The sequence below is a fragment of the Paenibacillus xylanexedens genome (assembly GCF_007680605.1).
Classification (GTDB): domain Bacteria; phylum Bacillota; class Bacilli; order Paenibacillales; family Paenibacillaceae; genus Paenibacillus; species Paenibacillus xylanexedens_B.
Window position 1 is genome coordinate 1,927,276 of record NZ_VEIO01000001.1, and the last position, 21,471, is coordinate 1,948,746.

A 21,471-nucleotide genomic window follows, 5' to 3' on the forward strand; every position below is an offset into this window, starting at 1 on the left:
ACCTTTTTTGAATATCCTTTTTTGAGGTTAAAATGTGAAGTCAAAGGCGAGCGCTTCGCTTCTCCAGAATCGATTCCGGTTCCTCCACTCCATGCTTCAACACCAGTTTCGATACAATCCATTAGGGATTATTTAATGTATACCATTGAGCGGGACCGTTCCGTACCCGGATCGTTCTTTCGATCGCTGTTGTCTTCACCTTTTTTGAATATCCTTTTTTGAGGTTAAAATATGAAGTCAAAGGCGAGCGCTTCGCTTCTCCAGAATCGATTCCGGTTCCTCCACTCCATGCTTCAACACCAGTTTCGATAGGTTTACAGTGTAATTGCTGTATCCAACGCCACAACCATCATGTCGTTAAATGTTTTTTGACGCTCTTCAGCTGATGTTTCTTCCCCTGTCAGCAAGTGATCACTTACCGTCAGGATTGTCAAAGCGTTCACGCCAAATTTCGCAGCAATGGTGTACAGTGCTGTTGTTTCCATCTCCACGCCAAGCACGCCGTGTTTCATCAATTTCTCAGTCACGGAACGGTCATCGCGATAGAAGGAATCGGAGCTAAATACGTTACCGACGTGGATTTTCATCCCTTTTGCTGTAGCACGATCATAGGCTTCTTTCAATAACGAGAAGGTCGCAATTGGTGAGAAATCATATCCACCGAAAACATGTTTGTTCATGCTGGAATCCGTACAAGCTGCTTGTGCAAGGACAACGTCACGTACCCGTACATGCTCCTGCATTCCTCCGCAAGTACCTACACGAATCAGGTTTTTCACTCCATACTCGCTAATAAGCTCGTTCGCATAGATTGCGAAGGATGGAATCCCCATACCCGAACCTTGCACCGAAATCCGGTGACCTTGATATGTACCTGTGAAACCGAGCATGCCACGAACTTCGTTGTAACAAACAACGTCTTCCAAATACGTGTCAGCAATGTATTTTGCGCGCAACGGATCTCCTGGCAAAAGGATCGTTTCTGCGATATCTCCTGGTTTTGCTCCGATATGTGTACTCATGTGTAATCTCCTCCGATACGATATAGATAATCTTTAGTACGATTTAGATGACCTTTAGTTCTTGATGTGGAGTCTTGTTGTGATCAAGCTTTGTTGATATCAAGTAATGTTAAAGCAACTTTTGACGCTACGCTCTCCCAGACTCTTTCCTCAACTTTGGCATTATAGCACAGCGCTTCGTATCCAGGCAGAGCAGGCACGTACAAGATGAATCCAACCATCCTGAAACGCCTCCTCTTCCCAAGACACTATTTAAAACATGTTTATTACATCCGCATCTGAACGAGGTTATTTCAACTCATTCAAAAAGCTTTTACCATACTCCGGTAATTTCACACCAAAGTTATCAGCTACGGTAGCACCGAGATCGGCAAATGTACTGCGCAGTTCCAACTGTTTACCCTCACTGAAACGTGGGGAGTAAGCAAGCAGTGGTACATATTCACGCGTATGATCTGTGCCGCGATAGGTTGGATCGTTACCATGGTCAGCTGTAATCAGCAACAGATCATCATTTGTCATTTTCGCAAAAATCTCTGGTAAACGTGCATCATAATCTTCGAGGGCTTGCGCATAACCTTGCGGATCGCGGCGGTGACCGTATAATGCATCAAAATCAACCAGGTTCAGGAAACTGAGTCCGGTAAACTCTTCGTCCAACGTCTCAGACAACTTGTCCATTCCATCCATGTTGGATACGGTGCGAACAGCTTTCGTTACGCCTTCACCGTCATAAATGTCGGAAATTTTACCCAAAGCAATCACATCCAAGCCGCCATCTTTCAATTCATTCATTACCGTACGGCCGAACGGTTTCAGCGCGTAGTCATGACGGTTCGCAGTACGTTTCCAGTTCCCCGCTTCGCCGACGAACGGACGGGCAATAATACGGCCAAGCATGTACGGATCTTCAAGCGTGATTTCACGGCAGAACTCACAGATTTCATACAGTTCTTTCAAAGGAACAACGTCCTCATGGGCTGCAATTTGAAGGACAGAGTCAGCTGACGTGTACACGATCAACGCACCTGTTTCCACATGCTCCGCACCCAGTTCATCCAAAATTTCCGTACCGCTGGCTGGTTTATTACCAATGACCTTACGGCCCGTTTTCTCTTCAATGCGCTGAATTAACTCATCCGGGAAGCCGTTCTCGAACACGCGGAAAGGTGTATCAATGTACAACCCCATGATCTCCCAGTGACCTGTCATCGTGTCTTTCCCACGGGAAGCTTCCTGCATTTTGGTGTAATACGCTTTGGGTTTATCCGCCACAGGGATACCCTGGATTGGTTCAATGTTGGACAGTCCGAGACTTGCCATATTTGGCATGTTCAGACCACCACGCTCACGTGCAATGTGACCCAACGTATCGACGTCAAAGTCATCAAATTCGGCTGCATCCGGCGCTTCACCGATTCCTACAGAATCCATAACGATCAGATGTACTCTTTTGAATGTTGACATAACTTAAGCACTCCTTCCAGCTTCCGATAATCTGACTTACAAAAACAGTCCAGTGATGATCGCGGACAGCACGCTGACCAGCGATGCACCATAAAGCAGCTTCAGACCGAAGCGGGCCACCACATTACCCTGTTTCTCATGAAGTCCCTTCACTGCACCGGCAATAATACCGATGGAGGAGAAGTTGGCGAAGGATACGAGGAAGACGGATACGATGCCTGTTGTTCTGGCAGACAATGCCGTTTGCTCGCTCAAACTGAGCATCGCCACAAATTCGTTGGACACCATTTTAGTAGCCATAATACTGCCTGCCTGAATCGCTTCTTTCCAAGGGACACCCATAATAAAGGCAAACGGTGCAAACACATAACCAAGCAGTTCCTGGAACGAAATACCGATCACCGAGCTGAATATTCCGTTAATCAAGGCGATCAGGGCAACAAAACCGATCAGCATCGCTGCTACAATAATAGCCACCTTGAAACCATCCAGAATGTACTCACCGAGCATTTCGAAGAACGATTGTTTCTCTTCTTCCTGCACTTCCAATATATCTTCTTCATCTGTAACCCGATACGGATTCACAATAGAAGCAATGATAAAACCACCAAAAAGGTTAAGCACCAGCGCTGTCACCACATATTTCGGATCAATCATCGACATATAGGCACCGACAATGGACATCGATACCGTGGACATGGCTGAGGCACACAAGGTGTAAAGCCGATGTTTCGGCAATAAACCAATTTGTTTTTTCACCGATATGAACACTTCAGATTGCCCCAGAATGGCCGAAGCAACCGCGTTATATGATTCCAGTTTGCCCATTCCGTTGACTTTGCTTAATACCAGACCAATATATTTTATAACAAAAGGTAAGATTCGGATATACTGCAATATCCCAATCAAGGCAGAGATGACCACAATCGGCATGAGTACGTTGAGGAAGAAAGGAACTCCTTTATTTGCATCCTCAACTAAAGTTAATCCACCAAAGACAAAGGCAATCCCTTCATTCGCATACTCAAGCAAGCTTTTAAATATAGTAGCAAATCCGCCAATCAGCCAGGTTCCCACTCCCGTATTCAGTAAAGTGTAGGCCAGTACAATCTGTAAAACAATCATTACCGCAAGTGGTCGATATCGAATCTGCTTCTTGCCGTTACTGACGATATAAGCCAGTCCAAAAACAACGAGTAAGCCAAGAATGGCAATAAGATATTTCATGTGATCACTCCTTTGAAGATAGTTAATCCCGTTGTATAAACAGCTCAAAGGGTATTGAATCTTACATTCAGACATGGAGGACTTTGTGTAATTTTCAGAAACCTTTATAAAGCGCTTACAATTCAATTTTATAAATAGATCATTCTAGTGAGTCAAACAAAATGCTTGAACACTGTGTAAAACATTCCCGAACCCTGTAATCGTTTCTACAAGGTTCAGGACAAAACTCATTTTAATAAGAAGAAGTGGACTGACCACCTTGCATGATTTTCACGCCAGAGCTTGCTCCGATCCGTGTCGCACCAGCTTCAATCATTTTCTGCATATCTTCGAGACTGCGAACGCCGCCAGAAGCTTTAACACCTACGTCTGGACCAACGGTACGGCGCATCAATGCGATATCTTCAGGTGTTGCCCCGCCTGTGGAGAAACCGGTTGATGTTTTTACAAAATCTGCTCCGGCTCTGACAGCCGCTTGACAAGCACGTACTTTTTCATCATCTGTCAACAGACAAGTTTCAATAATTACTTTCACCAATGTACCTGCCGCAGCTTCAACAACAGCACGAATGTCCTGCTCTACCACATCATCTTTGCCGTCTTTCAGTGCGCTAATATTGATGACCATATCGACTTCTGTTGCACCTTTGGCAATGGCATCTTTCGTTTCAAATGCCTTTGTTTCGGAAGTAGATGCCCCTAGAGGGAAACCAATAACTGTACAGATATCTACGCCAGTGCCTTGAAGCTGCTCTGCAGCGTAAGAAACCCAACCCGGATTCACACATACCGATGCAAACTGGTACTGTTTTGCTTCTTCCGTCAGTTTTGTAATCTCATTCCGGGTTGCGTCTGCACGAAGCAACGTGTGGTCGATCATTTTGGCTAATTGTGGTGTAGTCAATTGAAATCTCTCCCTTATCTGAACTGGTGAACTTATATCCTTACACTACCATGAACATATGTAAAAATCAACTTGAACATTCGTTCACGATTCATTTTGTGGATCGAAAAGTGAACTTTGTGTTACACCAGTGGAAAATTCCTTCTTCCGTGTTTATTTTCCGCCTTACATAGCAAAACATCCGCCTGAATGTCATGGCAGATGTTGTCACTGTTATACCAAATATGGAGTTGGGCAATGGACAAGAGTAGTCAGCCACATGAGTAACCGTTCTATTCGCTTTCCTATAAACGAAGCAACGCCTGCGCCGTGTATTGATCCGTAACCAGAATATTGGCATATTGGCCTTTCAGAGCCGCATGAATTGCTTCAATTTTGCGTCCGCCGCCAGCAACGAGAATGGATTTCTCCTTATTTCTTAATTCAGCCAAGTCAATCCCGACCGTCCTGCTGTTAATTTCCTCACTGATCAGATGCCCTTCCGCATCAAAAAAACGTGAACAAATGTCACCCGCACCGGACTTCATTAGAAGCTCCTGCTCTTGTTCGTTAAAATATCCCAGCTTGAACAGAAGTGCATCCTCTTTCACGGTTCCCACCGTAAATATGGCGATGTTAGCCTGCCTTCCCAGTTCAACAATGCGTCCAATGTGGCGATCGGCCTCGACCATTTTTTTCACTTCAATATTATCGAAGATCACCGGAAGCGGCAGATACCTGGGAACCGTGTGGAACGCCTCTGCAAACAGATGCACAATATCCGCAGCGTAAGTGTTTACATGGGAGTGGCTTACTCCCCCTTTGAGCTGTACCACTTCTACGCCTTTGACCTGCTTGGGCCTGAGTTGACGTGCGACCGCATGCATCGTTGTTCCCCAAGTTACGCCGATAATGTCCGCATCCTGCACCGTATCTTGTAAATAGTCCGCAGCTCTCTTGCTTATATGCTTCTGAATTTCTTCATCACTCTTCAAAGGTGCGAAACATACCAGTGCCGTCTCCAGATTGTATTTGGCTTTCAATTCTCCGCCGATAATATCAATATCCTCCAGCGGGTCCATAATTTCAATGCGCACGTACCCTCGGTCTTTGGCATATTGAAGAAGTCTCGATACGGTAGGACGTGACACACCCAATCTTGAAGCAATATCCTGCTGACTGTAATCGGATTGATAATACAATTTTGCCGCTTCAATGCTTAATCGCTGTTTCTCCAAGTCCATTCCCATGTGCATTCATCTCACTCATCTTAATTATCGTTTTTTCGCTTCGCTACAATACTTGTCTTTATATATTATACATATATTAAAGTTTCCATCACTATATTTTGCCAATAGGTCAGAATACATCCTACTTGCACTAATCAATGACTAACATGCCTTCCACTTACTCGAACTTTTGAATAAAAAAAAGCAATACACATCATACTACTCCAGTCACTGAAGCTGTTTCGATGTTCTTGTTGATGTTCAGGTTCAATGTTCACCATCTAAAGATTCCAATTTACATTCGAAAGCGAGGATTCAACACGATGTCTACTTTATTGTATATTACTGCCCACCCGCACGATCATCAAACCTCGTTCAGTATGGCTGCCGGCAAAGCGTTTATTGATGCTTACAAAGAAAGTCATGCTTCAGACGAAATCATTCATCTCGATCTGTACCGTTCCCATATTCCACATATTGACGCGGATGTATTCAGTGGATGGGGTAAGCTGCAAGCTGGAGGCGACCTGAGCTCTGAAGAACAGTCCAAAGTGCAACGGCTGAATGAACTATCTGACCAGTTCGCGAATGCAGACAAATATGTATTCGTTTCACCACTGTGGAATTTCTCCTTCCCGCCTGTGCTTAAAGCATATATTGATTCCATCTGTGTAGCTGGCAAAACGTTTCGTTATACAGAGCAAGGTCCGGTAGGACTTCTGACGGATAAAAAAGCGTTGCACATCCAAGCCCGTGGCGGTATCTATTCCGAAGGACCTGCGGCTCAGATGGAATCGGGACATCGTTATTTGGGCATCATCATGTCATTTTTGGGTGTACCGAAGCTGGATGGCATTTTTGTTGAAGGACATAACCAGTTCAAAGATCGTGCGGAGGAGATCAAACAAAAAGGAATTGAGGAAGCACAGCGTTTTGCCAAGCAGTTCTAAGTGAGATAAACCGGGCAACCTGCTGTAACTAGGACGCAACTATCCTCCCCATGATAAATAAAACCCGCATCACAGCCCTTAGAGTGGAGTTCTAGGGTTGATGCGGGTTTTTCGTGTACATCCGTACGGTATAACGGTGTGGTATAACTTATATTTATGCTCAGCCCTTGTGCGTTCCGGCACTGGCACGGCTCATCGTTTCAAGCTTGCGAGTAATCGCATGACGGTCTATTTTCAGTCCCCAGATCAACTCGATAATCTGTTCTTTCTCTTCCGGGTGTTCGGCTTGTTTCAATTCCAGCAACAGAGCATGCATCTGCTCGTTAATGTCTTCAAACTGATTCCAGAGATCCTGCCGCACCTCGGTTGAATCCACGTGATGGTTGGCATCGACTTCTTCCTTCAATGCTTGCAGGATCGCGTCTTTCCATTCCTCATCACCAAGTTGTTTTGCAATGTTCAGGAGATCCAGATAATCGTCAACAAGAAGAGAGTTCAATTCAGCATATGTTTTCATCGTTTATTGCATCCCCTTTTCGTTCTATTTACCCAGTATTATACTCGGTATTTCAGGTAATGCAATAGTTGTCGAGAAAAAGGGAATCATTCGCTTGTTTAGATGTCATATTTTGACGAATCTCATATCCTGGTAGTTCTCCCCTTGCGACTGTATAAAATTTACTATTTTAAGATTAAGTCAGATCAAGATTTAAGCTGTTGCAGTAGCTGAACTCGATAAGCTTCGCTTTCAAGGGATTGAATCTCTTTATATTCTGCATCCGTCAAAATTTTAGGTTCGCCTGCGGCCTTGGCAATCATATATATCTTGGCACTTTCTTCTACCACTTGTGTACGGTAATAGGCTTCGCGCAGATTTTTACCTGTCGTAACCAGACCGTGATTGACGAGAATAAGCGCAGCATGTTCGGTCACCTTAGCAGCAACGGCATCGGCGAGAAGCTTGGTCGTTGGCAGTAAGTAAGGCACAAATCCGATATCTCCAACTAGGGCGGACTGATCCGGAAACAGGTGCGGAAGATGCTCAAAAACAAGACTGAGGGCTATCGTATAAGCCGGGTGCGTATGCACGATTGCTTGAATATCCGGGTTAGCACGATAGCTGAACAGATGCATGAGCACTTCAGACGAAGGACGGCTGGCTCCTTCTTGTGTCTCTCCGGTCTCCATATCAATCGCGATCCATTCCTCCGGCTCCAGTTCCTCTAGCGCGAACCCGCTTGGAGATAAAAGCATCGTATTGCCTGAGCGTGCACTAATGTTACCTCCCGGCCCGACAACAAGTCCTTGAGTTACTGCCTTACGGGCATATTTGGTTAGTTCTTCTCTAATCTGCTGTTCAGACATGTTTCTCCCACTCCTTTATTGCTGATGTTGTTTCCGTTGGTTGTATTGCCGGTACTTTCCATATGCTTCCTGCCAGCACTCTGAATCCTGAGGTGTATACATCTCCGTATCGAAGGAGGCCGATACAATGTCACGGATCTCGGACAAACCGCCTACTTCACCAAGAGCCACATATTGAAGCAGGCAATTGCCCGCCGAAGATGCCTCAACGGGGCCAGCAATTACCGGAACTCCCGTAGCGTTAGCCGTAAACTGACAGAGCAGGCGATTGTGGACACCACCGCCAACCATATGAATCACAGGGGGCCTTACGCCTGTAATCTGTTCAAGCTCATCCAGCGTTTGCCTGAACTCCAGTGCCAGACTTTCCAATATACATCGAACGATGGCTCCTACGGTTTCGGGAACCGTTTGGAACGTGCGCTCGCAATATTGTCTGATTCGTTCAGGCATATTGCCTGGGCTCATAAAAACATCATCTCCCGGGGAAACCACCGATTGATGCGCACCTGCTGATACAGCAAGCTGGACTAACTCTTCATGGGAGTATATTCGATTTTCCCGTTCCCACTGGCGTTTACACTCCTGAAGCAACCACAGACCTGAACGATTTTTCAGCGTTCTAACCTTACCGCTCACGGTTCCTTCATTCGTAAATCCAAGCTCAAGAGCCTGCACACTTAACAGAGGTGAATCACGTTCCACCCCCATAAGGGACCAAGTTCCACAGCTAATAAATGCATAGTTCGATTCAGTCACCGGGATCGCCGCAAGTGCTGAAGCCGTATCATGTGATCCCACGGAAACAACTTTCATGGGACCGGTGTGTAGTTCTCTAACCAGATCGTCTGATAAATGGCCTAGTACAGTGCCTGAGTGAACCAATTGTGGAAATAACGACACAGGTAAGCCGAGGCGGCTCAATAATGGTTCATTCCATTTCACTTCCCCGCTATGCAACAAACCACTGGTACTTGCTATCGTATACTCGCATGCTTGCTCGCCAGACAGATAATAGTTAAACAGGTCCGGCAGGAATAATAGACGTGTATCAGCATCCGGATTCATTATATTATCTTGAGAATGGATCTTACTGTCCTGAAGTTCACCGAATAACTGAAATATCGTATTGATCTGCTGAGGCAGCACACCTGACATCGCATATAGCTCTTGTTCACTGATCATCTGAAGCACATCGTTCATCGATTTCGCATGACGTGCATCACGATAATGACGCGGATTCCTACGTAATCTTCCCGCACCATCAATCAGTCCATAATCCACGCCCCAGGTATCCACCGCAATGGATGTTATTCGTCCCGCCATCCCTTCAGCGCCTTTCCGTATCCCTTGTTTCAGCTCGTAAAATAAACGAAGGAAATCCCAGTACAATTCACCCCGAAGCTGAACCGACTCATTAGGAAAGCGATGAACCTCATGTAGCGTCAGTCTGCGTCCATCCAGAGCGCCCCGTACGACTCGACCACTGCCAGCACCGAAATCAGCAGCAAGCACATATGTAGCCTGATTGCTCATTTGAAAGCCTCCTTAACTCGGCAACTCAACGATACAACGGTCCGAATACATGACAAGCGCGGTAATCCGCACTCTCCGGCTCACTTGTGCCAAACAATCCCCATGCACGTGGACGGAAAATTTCTGTCTGAGGTACATTGTGCATATTTACGGGTATGCGCAGCATTGATGCTAAGGTAATCAAATCTGCACCGATATGTCCATACGAGATGGATCCATGGTTCGCTCCCCATTGATTCATCACCTCATAAACCGAAGTAAATGCTCCCGAACCCGTAAGAATTGGAGCAAACCAGGTCGATGGCCATGTGGGATCGGTGCGCTGATCCAGCGTGTCATGAACATGCTCTGGCAGATCCACCGTGTAACCTTGGGCAATCTGTAGCACGGGCCCCAATCCCTTAACGAGATTCAGACGGGTCATGGTTACAGGCATACCGCCTTTGGTCAAAAAGTCAGCCGAGTAGCCTCCCCCGCGGAAATACTCAACGGATGCCGGTCTCCATGAAGTCGCTTTCAGGCAACTTTGGACTTCTTCATCCGTAATTTCCCAAAAAGGCTTGAGCACATGCTTGCCATTTCTCGTTTGTTCTCCAGTCCCATCAAGGGCAGCAGAGCCGGAATTGATCAGATGCAGAATTCCCGCTGTCGCGTGCCCTTCCAGTTGATGACCAGTCACACGCTTCACCGAATCAGGGCTCCAATACGTGCGCACATCCGCAAAAATCTGGGCCGTATGTGTCAGTAGTGAACCAAACAACATGGATACACCGTTTAAACTGTCATTCTCCGTTGCCACAAGATAGGGTGCACGTTTACCATTCCAATCGAACGTGGAGTTCAGTATAGATTCCAAGAAATCTCCATTAGGGGCATGATCCGTCCATTGCCGTTGGCCTTGGAACCCCGAAACAATGGCATGGTGGCCCATAGCTTCCTCTTCATATCCAAGTGAAGCCAGCTTTGGATTGCCTGCCATGAGATCACGTACGATTTGGGTCATTTTAACAACGGTCTCCCATTCGTCGTCTTTACGTTTTCGATCGGACTGAAGATCCTCGGGATTGTTATCCGGTCCTTCAATGCAATTTTCCTTCACCCAGGCTAGTGCCCGCTCGTATTCTTCAGGATCGTAGATTTCTTCTTCAATCCGCCGCGTCAATTCGCTCATATCCACATATTCGTTTCGCATGCCCAGATATTCCTGGAAAAAAGAATCATTGACGATGGAACCTGCAATCCCCATCGACACGGAGCCAATGGACAGATATGCCTGCCCCTTCATTGCGGCCGCCGCAAGTCCAGCACGGCTGAACCGGAGTAGCTTGTCACGCACATCATCTGGAATGCTAGTATCACCGCCGTCCTGAACATCTTCACCATAGATGCCGAACGCAGGAATCCCTTTCTGTGCATGTGCAGACAGCACGGCAGCCAAATATACGGCTCCCGGTCGCTCTGTGCCGTTAAAGCCCCAGATGGCCGTTGGTATAGACGGTGACATATCCATCGTTTCCGTACCATAACACCAGCAAGGCGTTACCGTAATCGTTACACCAACATTCGAACGGCTGAACAACGCCGCGGCGGCGGCGGCTTCAGCAACACCGCCGATACAGGTCTCCGCGACCACGCATTCGACTGGAGAACCGTCGGCATAACGAAGTTCGGATGAGATCAACTCGGCTACCGACGTTGCCATGCGCATCGTTTGCTCTTCCAACGACTCACGCACACCCTTGCGTCTGCCATCTATTGTGGGACGAATACCAATCTTGGGAAAAGCCTGTTGATAACGATAATCCTGATGAGTCATGCGAGAACGTCCTCCTTTTAGTGCATTTCAATAAATGCATGTGGAATTGAGAATATTCTGACTGAACGATGAGCAACAAAGGAAAAAGACATCAGATTACATTACGAGTGAATATTTGCCGATAACCACACGCGTTGAATGATTGAATACGTTTACATAATTTTTAAAAAATAAACCACTCTCATTAATCATCATCCAATGTCGTTCACTGTACCTTGATGGACAATGAAACCATCATGAAAATAACGAGAACGGTCACTGTGTTGAGTAATTAAATAAATTTATAGAGATTGTTATTCAAGAAATAACTTAGAAAACGATTATCTTAACTTTTACTTAAAACGGATTGAAATAGAGCTTATGGAGCTTAATCCAGCAATTTAAAGACCGGTTAAGACCATAGAATGACCTTTTGGGTTATCGGTAACCCTAACTTACCACGCTCCTATGTTGCTGTCAATTACCATTATCCTTTAAAATGAAAGGACTATGTTGTGGAAAGGTTCGATTCCATTTGATTACAATCTATGATATTGCCAAAAAAGCAAATGTCTCTGCGATGACTGTCTCAAAAGTCATTAATCGCACAGGTCGCATCAGCACGGCTACACGTGAACGTGTGCAGCAGGTCATCGATGAACTGGGCTACATTCCTAACTCCAATGCACGAAGTCTGGTGTTGCAGCGAACTCATATGCTGTCTTTGCTAATTACGGACATTACCAACCCTTTCTATACAACGCTGGCCCGTGGAGCCGAGGATGCCGCGCATCTTCGGGGTTATCGTGTTTTATTTGGCAACAGTGACGAGGACTATCGAAAAGAAAAAGAGTACGTGGAGGCGATCCTGTCGACACGAGTAGATGGCGTGCTCTTTGCACCTGCAGGAGATCGCTCTCTTCCCCATCTGCAACAGTTGCAGGCTCGAAACATTCCATTTGTGTTTTTGGATCGAACCGTGCCCGGTATCACTTCAGATGTGATTGCCGGAGACAGCCGTGAAGGCGCAATAGAGCTCATACGTTATCTTATTCAACTTGGACACGAGCACATTGCACTGGTCAACGGTTCTTCTGAAGTTTCGACTGCAAGACTGCGTGAAGATGGTTATATCGAAGGACTGCAGGAAGCAGGGATTACACCTGATCCTTCACTTATACTTCGTACAAGCTATCGTGATTTTAGTGATGATGAAGGATTGGAACGTTTGCTCTCTAGGTCACGGCAGCCTACAGCTATTTTTGCGGCAAACAACATGCTGGCGATTGGAGTGATCCGTCTGCTGCGCAAACGAGGACTCAGAGTACCCGAGGATATTTCTGTCGTTTGTTTCGATGACCTTGATCTGGCTTCCGCCTCTGATCCTTTTCTGACCGTCATTGCACAACCTGCTTATGAATTCGGATATCAAGGAATGAATATGCTGATAGACCGGATTGAAGGGAAACTGTCATCTGACGCTGAAAATATGATCCTATCTTCCGAGCTACGAATACGTACATCCGCTTCTGTTCCGCCTACTAATTGATGTTATACAAATTGAAGTAGAGATTTCACACACTCCACTCCGATGATCAAGTTCGAGAAAAAAGACAAAAAACAGGACCTACCCGAGATCATATCTCTGGTCATCCTGTTTTTTTGTCTGATCAATTTAAGCTTTTAGTTGAATAACAAGCATATCTCTATCAGCTCACTTATAACGGATAAGTGCATCCCATAGCGTGATTATCGTTCCGACTGTAGCGCAAGAGCGATCTCTCGCACTAGACCCGGAAACCAGTCCATAAGCTCTTCAAACGTATACCCTGCATGCTCTGCTTTGGATGTGTCCATCGTCCATGATTGCTGCACTCCGAAAGGCGACATATCTTCGTCCACGGTTTGCTTCAGAATCTGAGCCTGCATGCCCGTCACCGTTTCGATTAACTGCATCATCGCCGTGAGAGTAATCGCTCCCTTGGACGCGGCATTCACAGGTCCAGTTAACGACACATTACCAAGCCAGGCAAGGAACCTTGCCGCTTCCGTTGAATGAATAAACCCAATCCCGGCATCGGGATTCGGCATACCTATCGGTTTTCCTTGCTGTACGTGTTTGATATGAAAATGAAGCCTTCTCGTATAATCATCCATACCAAGTACAATAGGGATACGCATGGCCGCTACCGGGAAGGACGCCGTTTGGAAAAACACAGCTTCGGCAAGCCGTTTGCCTTCACCGTAAGCAAAGTCCTCCTTGTTGCCGTACTGTAGTGGATACGTGTATGGATCAAAGTCCGTCTCCACAAATCCTTCTCTTGGTTCTCCATACACCGAAAGTGTAGAGGTTAACACATATCTTTTGGTTCGTCCCGCAAATGCTTCACAAGCAGCCTTGGCTTCATTCGGAGAGTAACAGATATTATCGTAGACGACATCCCACTCATCAGACTGTGCAGCCTCTGTTACAGACTGCGGGTCTTCCCGATCCATCCGGATTCGCTTCACTTCCGCTCCAAAATCAACCTCCGTCTGTCCACGAGTCGCGATCGTGATCTCGGACTTCCCCTCCCAGATCAAATGATCCACAAGTCGTTTTCCGAAGAAACGTGTACCTCCAAGAATAAGAACCTTTTTCATCTCGTTTCCCTCCAATCGTATCTGTCTAAAGTGAAGGCTTTCTTATCCGAAGCATCGTATGAGCATTACGCTGAAATTCATATGACGTTCTAACTTCAGATAGAAGATAGCCCTTATTTTCCAAAAACATCATCAGTTCATCCATATATTCATAACGCTTGCCTGACAGATCTACCGTCGGAAAAATACGTACTTCATGCCTTGTGACACGTAGCATCTCCAGCAACGTTCCAACATGGAAATCAAAATCCAACCGATCTGCATAGGTAAATAAGAAATGTGCGGATAAGATCAAATCAAACTGCTCTTCTTTAAAAGGGAGATCAGGTAGTTCAGTAGCCACATAACTATCAGGATGATGCCTCATATCTTCCACACAATCCGTAATCGCACGCAATCGTTCTTCCCTCAACCCTTCGATTGTTCCAAATCGATCCCACATGTACTTCCCTTGAACAGCATGGATCTGTTTCATCGTATGTTCAATGTCCTGAAGGCCCTTCGTTTCAAGTTCATTCCTGCCATACTGGTAAACGATATCTGCTGCTACAGCATGAGCCCCAAGCTTCCGAGCCTGACTACTGAACGAACAAGCACCTCCGGGGCAATCCAGGATGTTCTGGCCTGCTAGCTCCTCCCTAGTCAGATCAAACATACTCATGTATTCATCAAACGTTCTTCCTATAAAAACAATCTGGGATAGCTCCAGACCGCTCTCTTCTTGCTGATGCATCTGTTTGCTGTGCTTCATCTTCATGCTTAAGCTGTCTTTCAAACGTTCCCGTTCTTCTCTGCTCTGCTGATCATTCTCAATCCTCTGCTCTTCTCGGCTCATCTCTTTTACTTCCTCTCATATCAAATCTCTCGTTTAATCATTAGGAAAAACAAGACCAATCTGTTGCCTGATCTGATCCATGACCTGCATCGTCTGATGGGAGCGTTCGTACGTGTTCATCGCGGATTCTAATTTTCCTTGCTGCACCAGATTCACGAACTCCTCCACTTCATAATACATCGCGGGATGCGGCTGTTCCACCGTCAGTACCTCAATCGTACCGTCATTATAACGAATCTCTGCATGTTCAGGCGATCCAATCTTATCGATGATGATACTTCCGCGCTCGCCCATAATTTCGCTAGGTACATGTGAATTCGCGATTTTGGAGTACGTAACAACCGCATCCATCCCATCATAATTCAGCAACACACTTCCTTGCCCATCGACACCGGATTCCAGCATCATCGCCTGAGCTTGAACGTGTTTAGGTGCTCCAAATAGCGTGATGAGCGGGTATAAACAATACACACCCAGATCCATTAACGCCCCATTAGCGAGCTCAGGCTTGAAGGCGTTTAACACGATACCTTCCTTATACTTGTCATAACGCGAAGAATACTGCGAATAACCCGCTATGTACTTGCGAATAGGGCCGATTTTGGGCACATGCTTCTCTACACTTTTAAACACCGGAACGAGCGTTGACTTCATCGCTTCCATCAGCAGCACATCATGCTTACGCGCTGTCTCGATCATGCTGTGTACTTCTGCCGCATTAGCCGCCAGAGGTTTCTCACACAGTACATGCTTGCCATTTCTCAGAAAAAGCTCCGCCTGCTGTGCATGCAGTGTATTCGGCGTGGCAATATATACCGCATCCAGCGCATCACTCGCTGCCATTTCTTCCAAATCCGTAAAACGATAGGCTGCATCATACCGATCTGCAAATGCGTTAGCCTTATCCTCTGTCCGCGAATATACCGCAGTAAGCTCGAACCCTTGCACTAGAAGTGCAGATTCCAGCAACCTTTCCGTAATCCAGTTGGTACCTACTACACCGAATCGAACCATGTCTATCTACCTCTTTCGTTTATGACTGATGTTTGTTATTTGTTATTGATTCAGAAGATTAGAACGATCAATGCTATACAAGCGGAGAAATGTTCAGTTCAACTCGTATAGATGACCTATCCTTTATATTGTAGCGTATATTTCAGCAGGAATGAAGAAAGAGCTAAGGCCTCTAGGTTTTAGATGAATAGCATGTGTTGCTTCTTCGTTTGCAGTTGCTGGATTGATCTATTGATTAAGCTAGGGAGGTCCATCATGAAAAAAACAATTTTATTTATTATCATTAGTATGATTATATTTACAGGCTGCTCTAACAAAGAAGAAAATACAAATTATCCAATTTACGAGGGTACTGTGGTTTATAAAGAAGTTAAGAATGATACGTACAGATTTCTTATGCTCCAAAATATAAGTAAGGAAGATTTGGAAAATGGAAATCCCGAGAAATTTGCAGAACTAGGACAAGATCAAGAGGCTGCATATTATTACCTCGATAAAGAAAATTATGATTCGATTGAAGTTGGACAAAAAGTGAGAGTCACTGCTGACATTAACCAAAATGATTCCAACCCGCCTCTTAGATCAGCTCTGAGAATTGAAAACATCAAGGAGTAAGCTTGGATCATTCCTTACGAACTTCGTAACCGCTCAATATTGAGATCTTGCGATTTCAATTCAAAACTTCGTCATTCCCCAACCGTGCAGGGTATAATTAAAGCAGAGGTGAACATTATGAAACCTACAGAGCAACAGAATACCCTGCCTTCGTGGATTCCCCATGAATACTGGAATGCAATAATCCAGAATGATCACACATACGATGGTACGTTTTTCTACGCAGTACAAACAACCGGTATTTTCTGTCGTCCCTCATGCAAATCAAGAGCGCCGAAATCGGACAATGTTCTGATTTTTCAAAATGCAGAGCAGGCGCTGGCTCACAAGTTCAGACCGTGCAAACGCTGTAAACCTACAGGAGAACGCGTGCCAGACCAGGAGTGGATTCACGGGGTTACCGAATATATTAATAAACACTTCGCCGAACCGTTAGCGCTTGATGTACTTGCTGCTGTAAGCCATGGGAGTCCGTACCATCTGCATAGAGTGTTCAAACGCGTTACGGGTCAAACCCCTGTTCAATATATCCAAGCGAAACGTATCAGCGAAGCGCAAACCCTTCTTAAACGTACACGTCTCACCGTCAACGAAATCGCACGCCAAGTAGGGATATCGAATCCGGCATATTTCATTTCCGTTTTTCGTAAACACACCGGATATACTCCTACACTTTACAGGGAAAGGCATGAAAGTTCATGAAGACTCAATTGGCTTATAAAATTCCTAAAACGTTATTAAACAAAGGCACTGGCTTCCTGAACGGGTACACCCACACCTTAAATCCTTATACAGGATGCGCCTTTGGATGTTCCTATTGTTACGTTAGACAGATGCCTGTCAACTTATTTCGTAAGGAAGACTGGGGAAGCTGGGTAGATGTGAAAAAAGAAGCCTCCGGCATACTCGCCAAAGAATTGCTGCGCGCCCGTAATAAAGGAAAAGTAACAATTTTCATGTCGTCCAGCACCGACCCGTATCAACCCGTCGAAGCGCAGGAACAAATTACACGTTCGTTGCTGGAAACGATGCTGATCGAACCGCCGGATTTTATCTTGGTGCAGACCCGGAGTCCGCTTGTTACTCGTGATATCGATGTATTGAAAAAGCTTGGTGAACGTGTGCGAGTAAGCATGACCGTGGAGACAGATCAAGACGATATCAGGAAGCACTTTACCCCCTCTGCGCCACCTATAGCAGGTCGCTTACGTGCACTTAAACAACTACGGGAAGCTGGTATTCCGACTCAAGTAGCCATTGCGCCTGTATTGCCAAGCAGTGAACAGTTTGCGTCTACTCTGAGGCCGCTTGTTCAGCGCGTGTGTATTGATGACTATTTCATGGGTGACGGCAGCGAAGGCAAGCGCACACGGAGACTTGGGATGGAGGCTCTTTATCAGGAGATCGGGATGCAGCACTGGTATCGACCGGATGCTCACAAAATGGTTGTAAAGCAAATGCAGATGCATTTTGCAGAACAGGAGATCTATATTAGTCAGGCTGGATTTGAGCCTTGATTATAAATACATTCTGCTAAATGTCAGATAAAACAACGGTAAATTTGCAATATACACTTGCACACGATACTCTTGCTACACAAAACAGCCTCTTTACCAGTTTCTTGGAAAGAGGCTGTTTATTCCTGTTCATGCTGGTTAGAAGTTGTACCCTTCTTACTGATCCAGCGTATATAGTGGCAGGTTCACTGGCAACGCCGCTGGACGCCGACATGTGCTCTGCATCTTGTAAAAGGTCTGCTCATCCGAAGAGTCATGGAAAGCCCACATGGCTTCAAGCACGTGGTAGGCGAGCTCGCCGCTTGCCCGGTGTGCGCGGCCGCTTTGAACGGCATACGCCATATCCGCCACGCCGATGCCGCGCGTATTTTCCTGGTACCCTGGAAGGAGCGGAGCTTCTGTCCATTCATGTTCACCCATCAAACGATAACGAACTGGGCCACCAAAGGTGTTCGGGTCAGGGACCTGCATTGTGCCATGTGTGCCGTAAATCTCAATCGGAGGTAATGCACTTCCGCCAAATACATCAAAGCTTGTAATCAGCGTACCGATGGCTCCCTGCTCAAATTGGAGCAGACCGGTGACATGGGTTGGAATGTCAACGGGGATGATCTGACCTCTCTTTTTCTCACTCGTAATGGTTCGTTCTGTCATCGCTTTACCCGTCATTCCCGCAATGGACTTAATGGGTCCCAGCAATTGAACAAGCGCGGTCAAATAATAAGGCCCCATATCAAACATCGGCCCTCCGCCGCTTGCATAATAGAATTCGGGATCAGGATGCCAGAATTCATGTCCCCGGCTCATCATGAAGGCCGTTGCCGCTACCGGCTTCCCGATAATACCATCCTCTACGAGCTGCAGTGCTGTCTGGATGCCTGAACCGAAGAAGGTTTCAGGTGCACAACCTACAAGAAGGCCTTTGCGTTTGGCTGTTTCAAGTACAGCCTGCCCTTCTTCACGGGTAACCGCAAGCGGTTTTTCAACATAAACGTGTTTGCCCGATTCCAGCGCACGTATGCATACTTCGGCATGCACGGCAGGAATCGTCAGATTGATGATCAGCTCGATCTCGGGACTCGCAAACATTTCGTCCACAGTGTATACGTTAGGAACGTTGTATGCAGCAGCTTGCTCCTCTGCCCGATTCCGATCCAGGTCGGCAACCGCAACCAGCTCAAGCACCTCGAAACGGTGGCAGTTCTCCATATAGATGCCGCTGATTTTACCACAGCCGATAATACCTACTTTCATTGTTCTCATGCCCTTGCTCCCTTCGCCGTGGATCTGATATGTGTTTAAAGTTCTCTTATGGATGTCGTGTGAGTACGAAATTACGAACTTACAAACTAACTAGTATATTGAATTGTAAAACATTAGGTCTGGTTGTCTGCCATACCTGTGTATACCTCTGTCGCCGCATCGGTTTTGCGGCTCTTCGCCAGTTCCTTACCTGCGGCTGTCCAGAGGAAACCGCTGCGCATCATCTCGGTTACGGGCTTCATATCTACGATGTCTGCATGGTGTCCCAGTGAATTGTAAAATACACGTCCTGCACCCCAGCGCTTCGTCCACGCTACAGGCATATCGACAGGCCCATTGGCGGCGTGAGGCCCGGATACAATCGGGAAACGGGTGGTTGCCAGCACTTCCACAGCCGGGTCCACGTGCAAGTAATACTGCTCACTTTTCACCTGAAAATCTTCAATATGTTCGAAAAGCGGACTGGAGCCACGCTTCATATTCACCATGTATTCCACTCCATCGTTGCCTGGATGAGCCACCCACTGTCCGCCCGTCATAAACTGCCAGTCTACGTTGTTACGGAATGCGTCACACATCCCGCCGTGCAGACCCGCAAGGCCGACACCGCTCTGTACAGCCGCTGAAACGTTATTCACCAGTTCCTGCTCAATCTGCCCCATTGTCCATAGAGGCACAATCAGATCCAGACCGAGCAATTTCTCTGCGTCCGCATACGACTCCAAAGTGTCAGAGACTTCGACTTCGAACTGCTCTTCCTTCAAAATACGCTCAAAAATCGCGGCTACTTGCTCCGGCTCATGTCCATCCCAGCCGCCCCATACAATCAGTGCTTTTTTCATCGCTAGATCCTCGCTTTCGATTCATTCAATATTCTCTGTTTTTGTCTTCTAACCTTATCTCTTCCGTATCGCTTTATTACATCGTTACATCTCTTCAAGGGTTACCCAGCGACGCTCCGTTACCGAACGTTCTACGGCTTCAAGTACGGCTTGGCAGGCAACCCCGTCATGGAAGTTTGGCGACGGCTGACGGCCTTCCGATATAGCGGTTACAAGTTCCAGCATTTCATGTGTAAACGTGTGTTCAAAACCAATTGTATGTCCCGCAGGCCACCAAGCCTCGGCATATTTATGCGCAGGATCGGTAGCGAGTACGCGGCGGAAGCCCTGTACATCCTCATCATCCTTCGTGAAGTACACTTCCAGTTCATTCATACGTTCAAAGTCAAACCGCACACTACCCAAGCTACCGTTAATCTCAAAAGAGTTTGTGCTACGATGCCCGGCTGCGAAACGTGTAGCTTCAAAACTGCCAAGTGCTCCGCCTGCAAAGCGCGCCAGGAACAACGTAGCGTCATCCACGGTTACCTCACCTTTTGGTGCATCCGCACTCGAACTGCCTTTTGCACTAAGACCCGTCATCTCGGAAGCGAGCGGACGCTCTTTGATGAACGTTTCACTCATGCCAATAACCTCCTGAAATTCACCAACGAGGAAACGAGCGAGGTCAATCAAGTGAGCACCGAGATCACCGTGTGAGCCGGAACCTGCGACTTCTTTTTGCAGACGCCATACGAGCGGGAAGTTCGGGTCCAGAATCCAATCCTGAAGGAAAAACGCACGGAAATGATAGATTTTGCCTAAACGTCCGCTTTCGATCAGATCCTTTGCCAGCTGAACAGCCGGGGAGAAACGATAGTTGAAGCCAACCATATGGGTTATACCAGCTTTTTCTGCAGCCTGAAGCATCTCGCGGGAGTCAGCTAACGAAAGCGCAAGTGGTTTTTCACAGAACAAGTGCTTGCCTTGACGTGCCGCCTCCAGCGCAATTTCTTTGTGAGCATCACTTGGAGCGTTAATATCAATGAGATCAATGTCATCCCGCTTCACCAACTCACGCCAATCCGTGACACTCTCAGCCCAACCAAATTGGTTTGCCGCCGCCTGAACTCCCTGCTCATTTCGACCGCAAATGACTGACATTTCAGGCTGTAGCGGTGCAGACGGGAAAAACATGGGCAGACTGCGATAGGCATTACTATGGGCCTTCCCCATAAATTTGTATCCAACCATTCCTACGCGAAGACGTTTTGACATCATCATTTCCT

General features: G+C 46.5%; 21 protein-coding genes. 5 read left to right on the plus strand and 16 right to left on the minus strand.

What is annotated here, in order from left to right; translation table 11 throughout:
- Positions 1–314: 314 nt before the first annotated feature.
- The 6 genes from deoD to FS818_RS08460 form a co-directional block, all read right to left on the minus strand.
- The gene (deoD, locus tag FS818_RS08440) at positions 315–1,022 is read right to left on the minus strand and encodes a purine-nucleoside phosphorylase (RefSeq protein ID WP_145331338.1); all 708 of its coding nucleotides are present in this window, start codon (positions 1,020–1,022) and stop codon (positions 315–317) included.
- Between the two features lie 83 nt (positions 1,023–1,105).
- On the minus strand, positions 1,106–1,243 hold the full coding sequence (locus tag FS818_RS28740) for a hypothetical protein (RefSeq protein ID WP_186375439.1): 138 nt from the start codon (positions 1,241–1,243) through the stop codon (positions 1,106–1,108).
- A 67-nt stretch (positions 1,244–1,310) separates the two neighbouring features.
- On the minus strand, positions 1,311–2,489 hold the full coding sequence (deoB, locus tag FS818_RS08445; RefSeq protein ID WP_145331340.1) for a phosphopentomutase: 1,179 nt from the start codon (positions 2,487–2,489) through the stop codon (positions 1,311–1,313).
- A 36-nt stretch (positions 2,490–2,525) separates the two neighbouring features.
- On the minus strand, positions 2,526–3,716 hold the full coding sequence (locus FS818_RS08450) for a NupC/NupG family nucleoside CNT transporter (RefSeq protein WP_145331342.1): 1,191 nt from the start codon (positions 3,714–3,716) through the stop codon (positions 2,526–2,528).
- Positions 3,717–3,948: 232 nt separating this feature from the next.
- Entirely contained in the window at positions 3,949–4,596 is a 648-nt protein-coding gene (gene deoC / locus FS818_RS08455) for a deoxyribose-phosphate aldolase (protein ID WP_145332812.1), read from the minus strand.
- A 308-nt stretch (positions 4,597–4,904) separates the two neighbouring features.
- On the minus strand, positions 4,905–5,843 hold the full coding sequence (locus FS818_RS08460; RefSeq protein WP_123066531.1) for a sugar-binding transcriptional regulator: 939 nt from the start codon (positions 5,841–5,843) through the stop codon (positions 4,905–4,907).
- A gap of 308 nt (positions 5,844–6,151) precedes the next feature.
- Here FS818_RS08460 and FS818_RS08465 point away from each other — a divergent pair, with 308 nt between their 5' ends.
- Positions 6,152–6,778, plus strand: coding sequence for an FMN-dependent NADH-azoreductase (locus tag FS818_RS08465; protein ID WP_145331345.1), 627 nt, complete (start codon positions 6,152–6,154; stop codon positions 6,776–6,778).
- A 160-nt stretch (positions 6,779–6,938) separates the two neighbouring features.
- On the opposite strand, the gene FS818_RS08470 is transcribed toward FS818_RS08465, so the two are convergent.
- The 4 genes from FS818_RS08470 to FS818_RS08485 form a co-directional block, all read right to left on the minus strand.
- A complete protein-coding gene (locus FS818_RS08470) occupies positions 6,939–7,295 on the minus strand; it encodes a hypothetical protein (protein WP_145331347.1) in 357 nt (118 codons plus the stop codon).
- Positions 7,296–7,480: 185 nt separating this feature from the next.
- Entirely contained in the window at positions 7,481–8,143 is a 663-nt protein-coding gene (locus FS818_RS08475; RefSeq protein WP_145331349.1) for a class II aldolase/adducin family protein, read from the minus strand.
- Between the two features lie 15 nt (positions 8,144–8,158).
- Positions 8,159–9,679, minus strand: coding sequence for a rhamnulokinase (locus tag FS818_RS08480; RefSeq protein WP_145331350.1), 1,521 nt, complete (start codon positions 9,677–9,679; stop codon positions 8,159–8,161).
- 25 nt (positions 9,680–9,704) lie between these two features.
- Positions 9,705–11,495 carry an L-fucose isomerase gene (locus FS818_RS08485; protein WP_145331352.1) on the minus strand — a complete coding sequence of 597 codons (1,791 nt, stop codon included), beginning with the start codon at positions 11,493–11,495 and terminating at the stop codon, positions 9,705–9,707.
- A gap of 514 nt (positions 11,496–12,009) precedes the next feature.
- On the opposite strand from FS818_RS08485, the gene FS818_RS08490 reads away from it, so the two are divergent.
- A complete protein-coding gene (locus FS818_RS08490; protein ID WP_145331354.1) occupies positions 12,010–13,023 on the plus strand; it encodes a LacI family DNA-binding transcriptional regulator in 1,014 nt (337 codons plus the stop codon).
- Positions 13,024–13,223: 200 nt separating this feature from the next.
- On the opposite strand, the gene FS818_RS08495 is transcribed toward FS818_RS08490, so the two are convergent.
- Genes FS818_RS08495 through FS818_RS08505 form a run of 3 tightly spaced genes read right to left on the minus strand, consistent with a single transcriptional unit; the run spans position 13,224 to position 15,966 of the window.
- Positions 13,224–14,117, minus strand: a complete 894-nt coding sequence (locus tag FS818_RS08495; protein ID WP_145331356.1) for an NAD-dependent epimerase/dehydratase family protein — start codon at positions 14,115–14,117, stop codon at positions 13,224–13,226.
- A gap of 25 nt (positions 14,118–14,142) precedes the next feature.
- Positions 14,143–14,952, minus strand: coding sequence for an SAM-dependent methyltransferase (locus FS818_RS08500; protein WP_397351728.1), 810 nt, complete (start codon positions 14,950–14,952; stop codon positions 14,143–14,145).
- A 33-nt stretch (positions 14,953–14,985) separates the two neighbouring features.
- Complete coding sequence (locus FS818_RS08505) at positions 14,986–15,966, minus strand: Gfo/Idh/MocA family protein (RefSeq protein ID WP_145331358.1); 981 nt, start codon at positions 15,964–15,966, stop codon at positions 14,986–14,988.
- 255 nt (positions 15,967–16,221) lie between these two features.
- Here FS818_RS08505 and FS818_RS08510 point away from each other — a divergent pair, with 255 nt between their 5' ends.
- The 3 genes from FS818_RS08510 to FS818_RS08520 all read left to right on the plus strand — a co-directional run bounded on the left by FS818_RS08510 (position 16,222) and on the right by FS818_RS08520 (position 18,098).
- Positions 16,222–16,581: a DUF3221 domain-containing protein gene (locus FS818_RS08510; protein WP_145331360.1), complete on the plus strand. Its 360-nt coding sequence runs from the start codon at positions 16,222–16,224 to the stop codon at positions 16,579–16,581.
- A gap of 117 nt (positions 16,582–16,698) precedes the next feature.
- On the plus strand, positions 16,699–17,283 hold the full coding sequence (locus tag FS818_RS08515; protein ID WP_145332814.1) for a bifunctional transcriptional activator/DNA repair enzyme AdaA: 585 nt from the start codon (positions 16,699–16,701) through the stop codon (positions 17,281–17,283).
- Positions 17,280–18,098 (plus strand): SPL family radical SAM protein, encoded by an 819-nt coding sequence (locus FS818_RS08520; protein ID WP_145331362.1) that lies wholly within the window; start codon positions 17,280–17,282, stop codon positions 18,096–18,098. Before FS818_RS08515 ends, FS818_RS08520 begins: the two co-directional genes overlap by 4 nt.
- Before the next feature lie 156 nt (positions 18,099–18,254).
- Here the strand turns inward: FS818_RS08520 and FS818_RS08525 are convergent, their stop codons facing one another.
- From FS818_RS08525 to FS818_RS08535, 3 genes are all read right to left on the minus strand, one after another.
- Complete coding sequence (locus tag FS818_RS08525) at positions 18,255–19,361, minus strand: Gfo/Idh/MocA family protein (protein ID WP_145331364.1); 1,107 nt, start codon at positions 19,359–19,361, stop codon at positions 18,255–18,257.
- A gap of 113 nt (positions 19,362–19,474) precedes the next feature.
- On the minus strand, positions 19,475–20,203 hold the full coding sequence (locus FS818_RS08530) for a ThuA domain-containing protein (protein ID WP_145331366.1): 729 nt from the start codon (positions 20,201–20,203) through the stop codon (positions 19,475–19,477).
- Between the two features lie 84 nt (positions 20,204–20,287).
- Positions 20,288–21,460, minus strand: a complete 1,173-nt coding sequence (locus FS818_RS08535; protein ID WP_145331368.1) for a Gfo/Idh/MocA family protein — start codon at positions 21,458–21,460, stop codon at positions 20,288–20,290.
- Positions 21,461–21,471 lie beyond the last annotated feature (11 nt).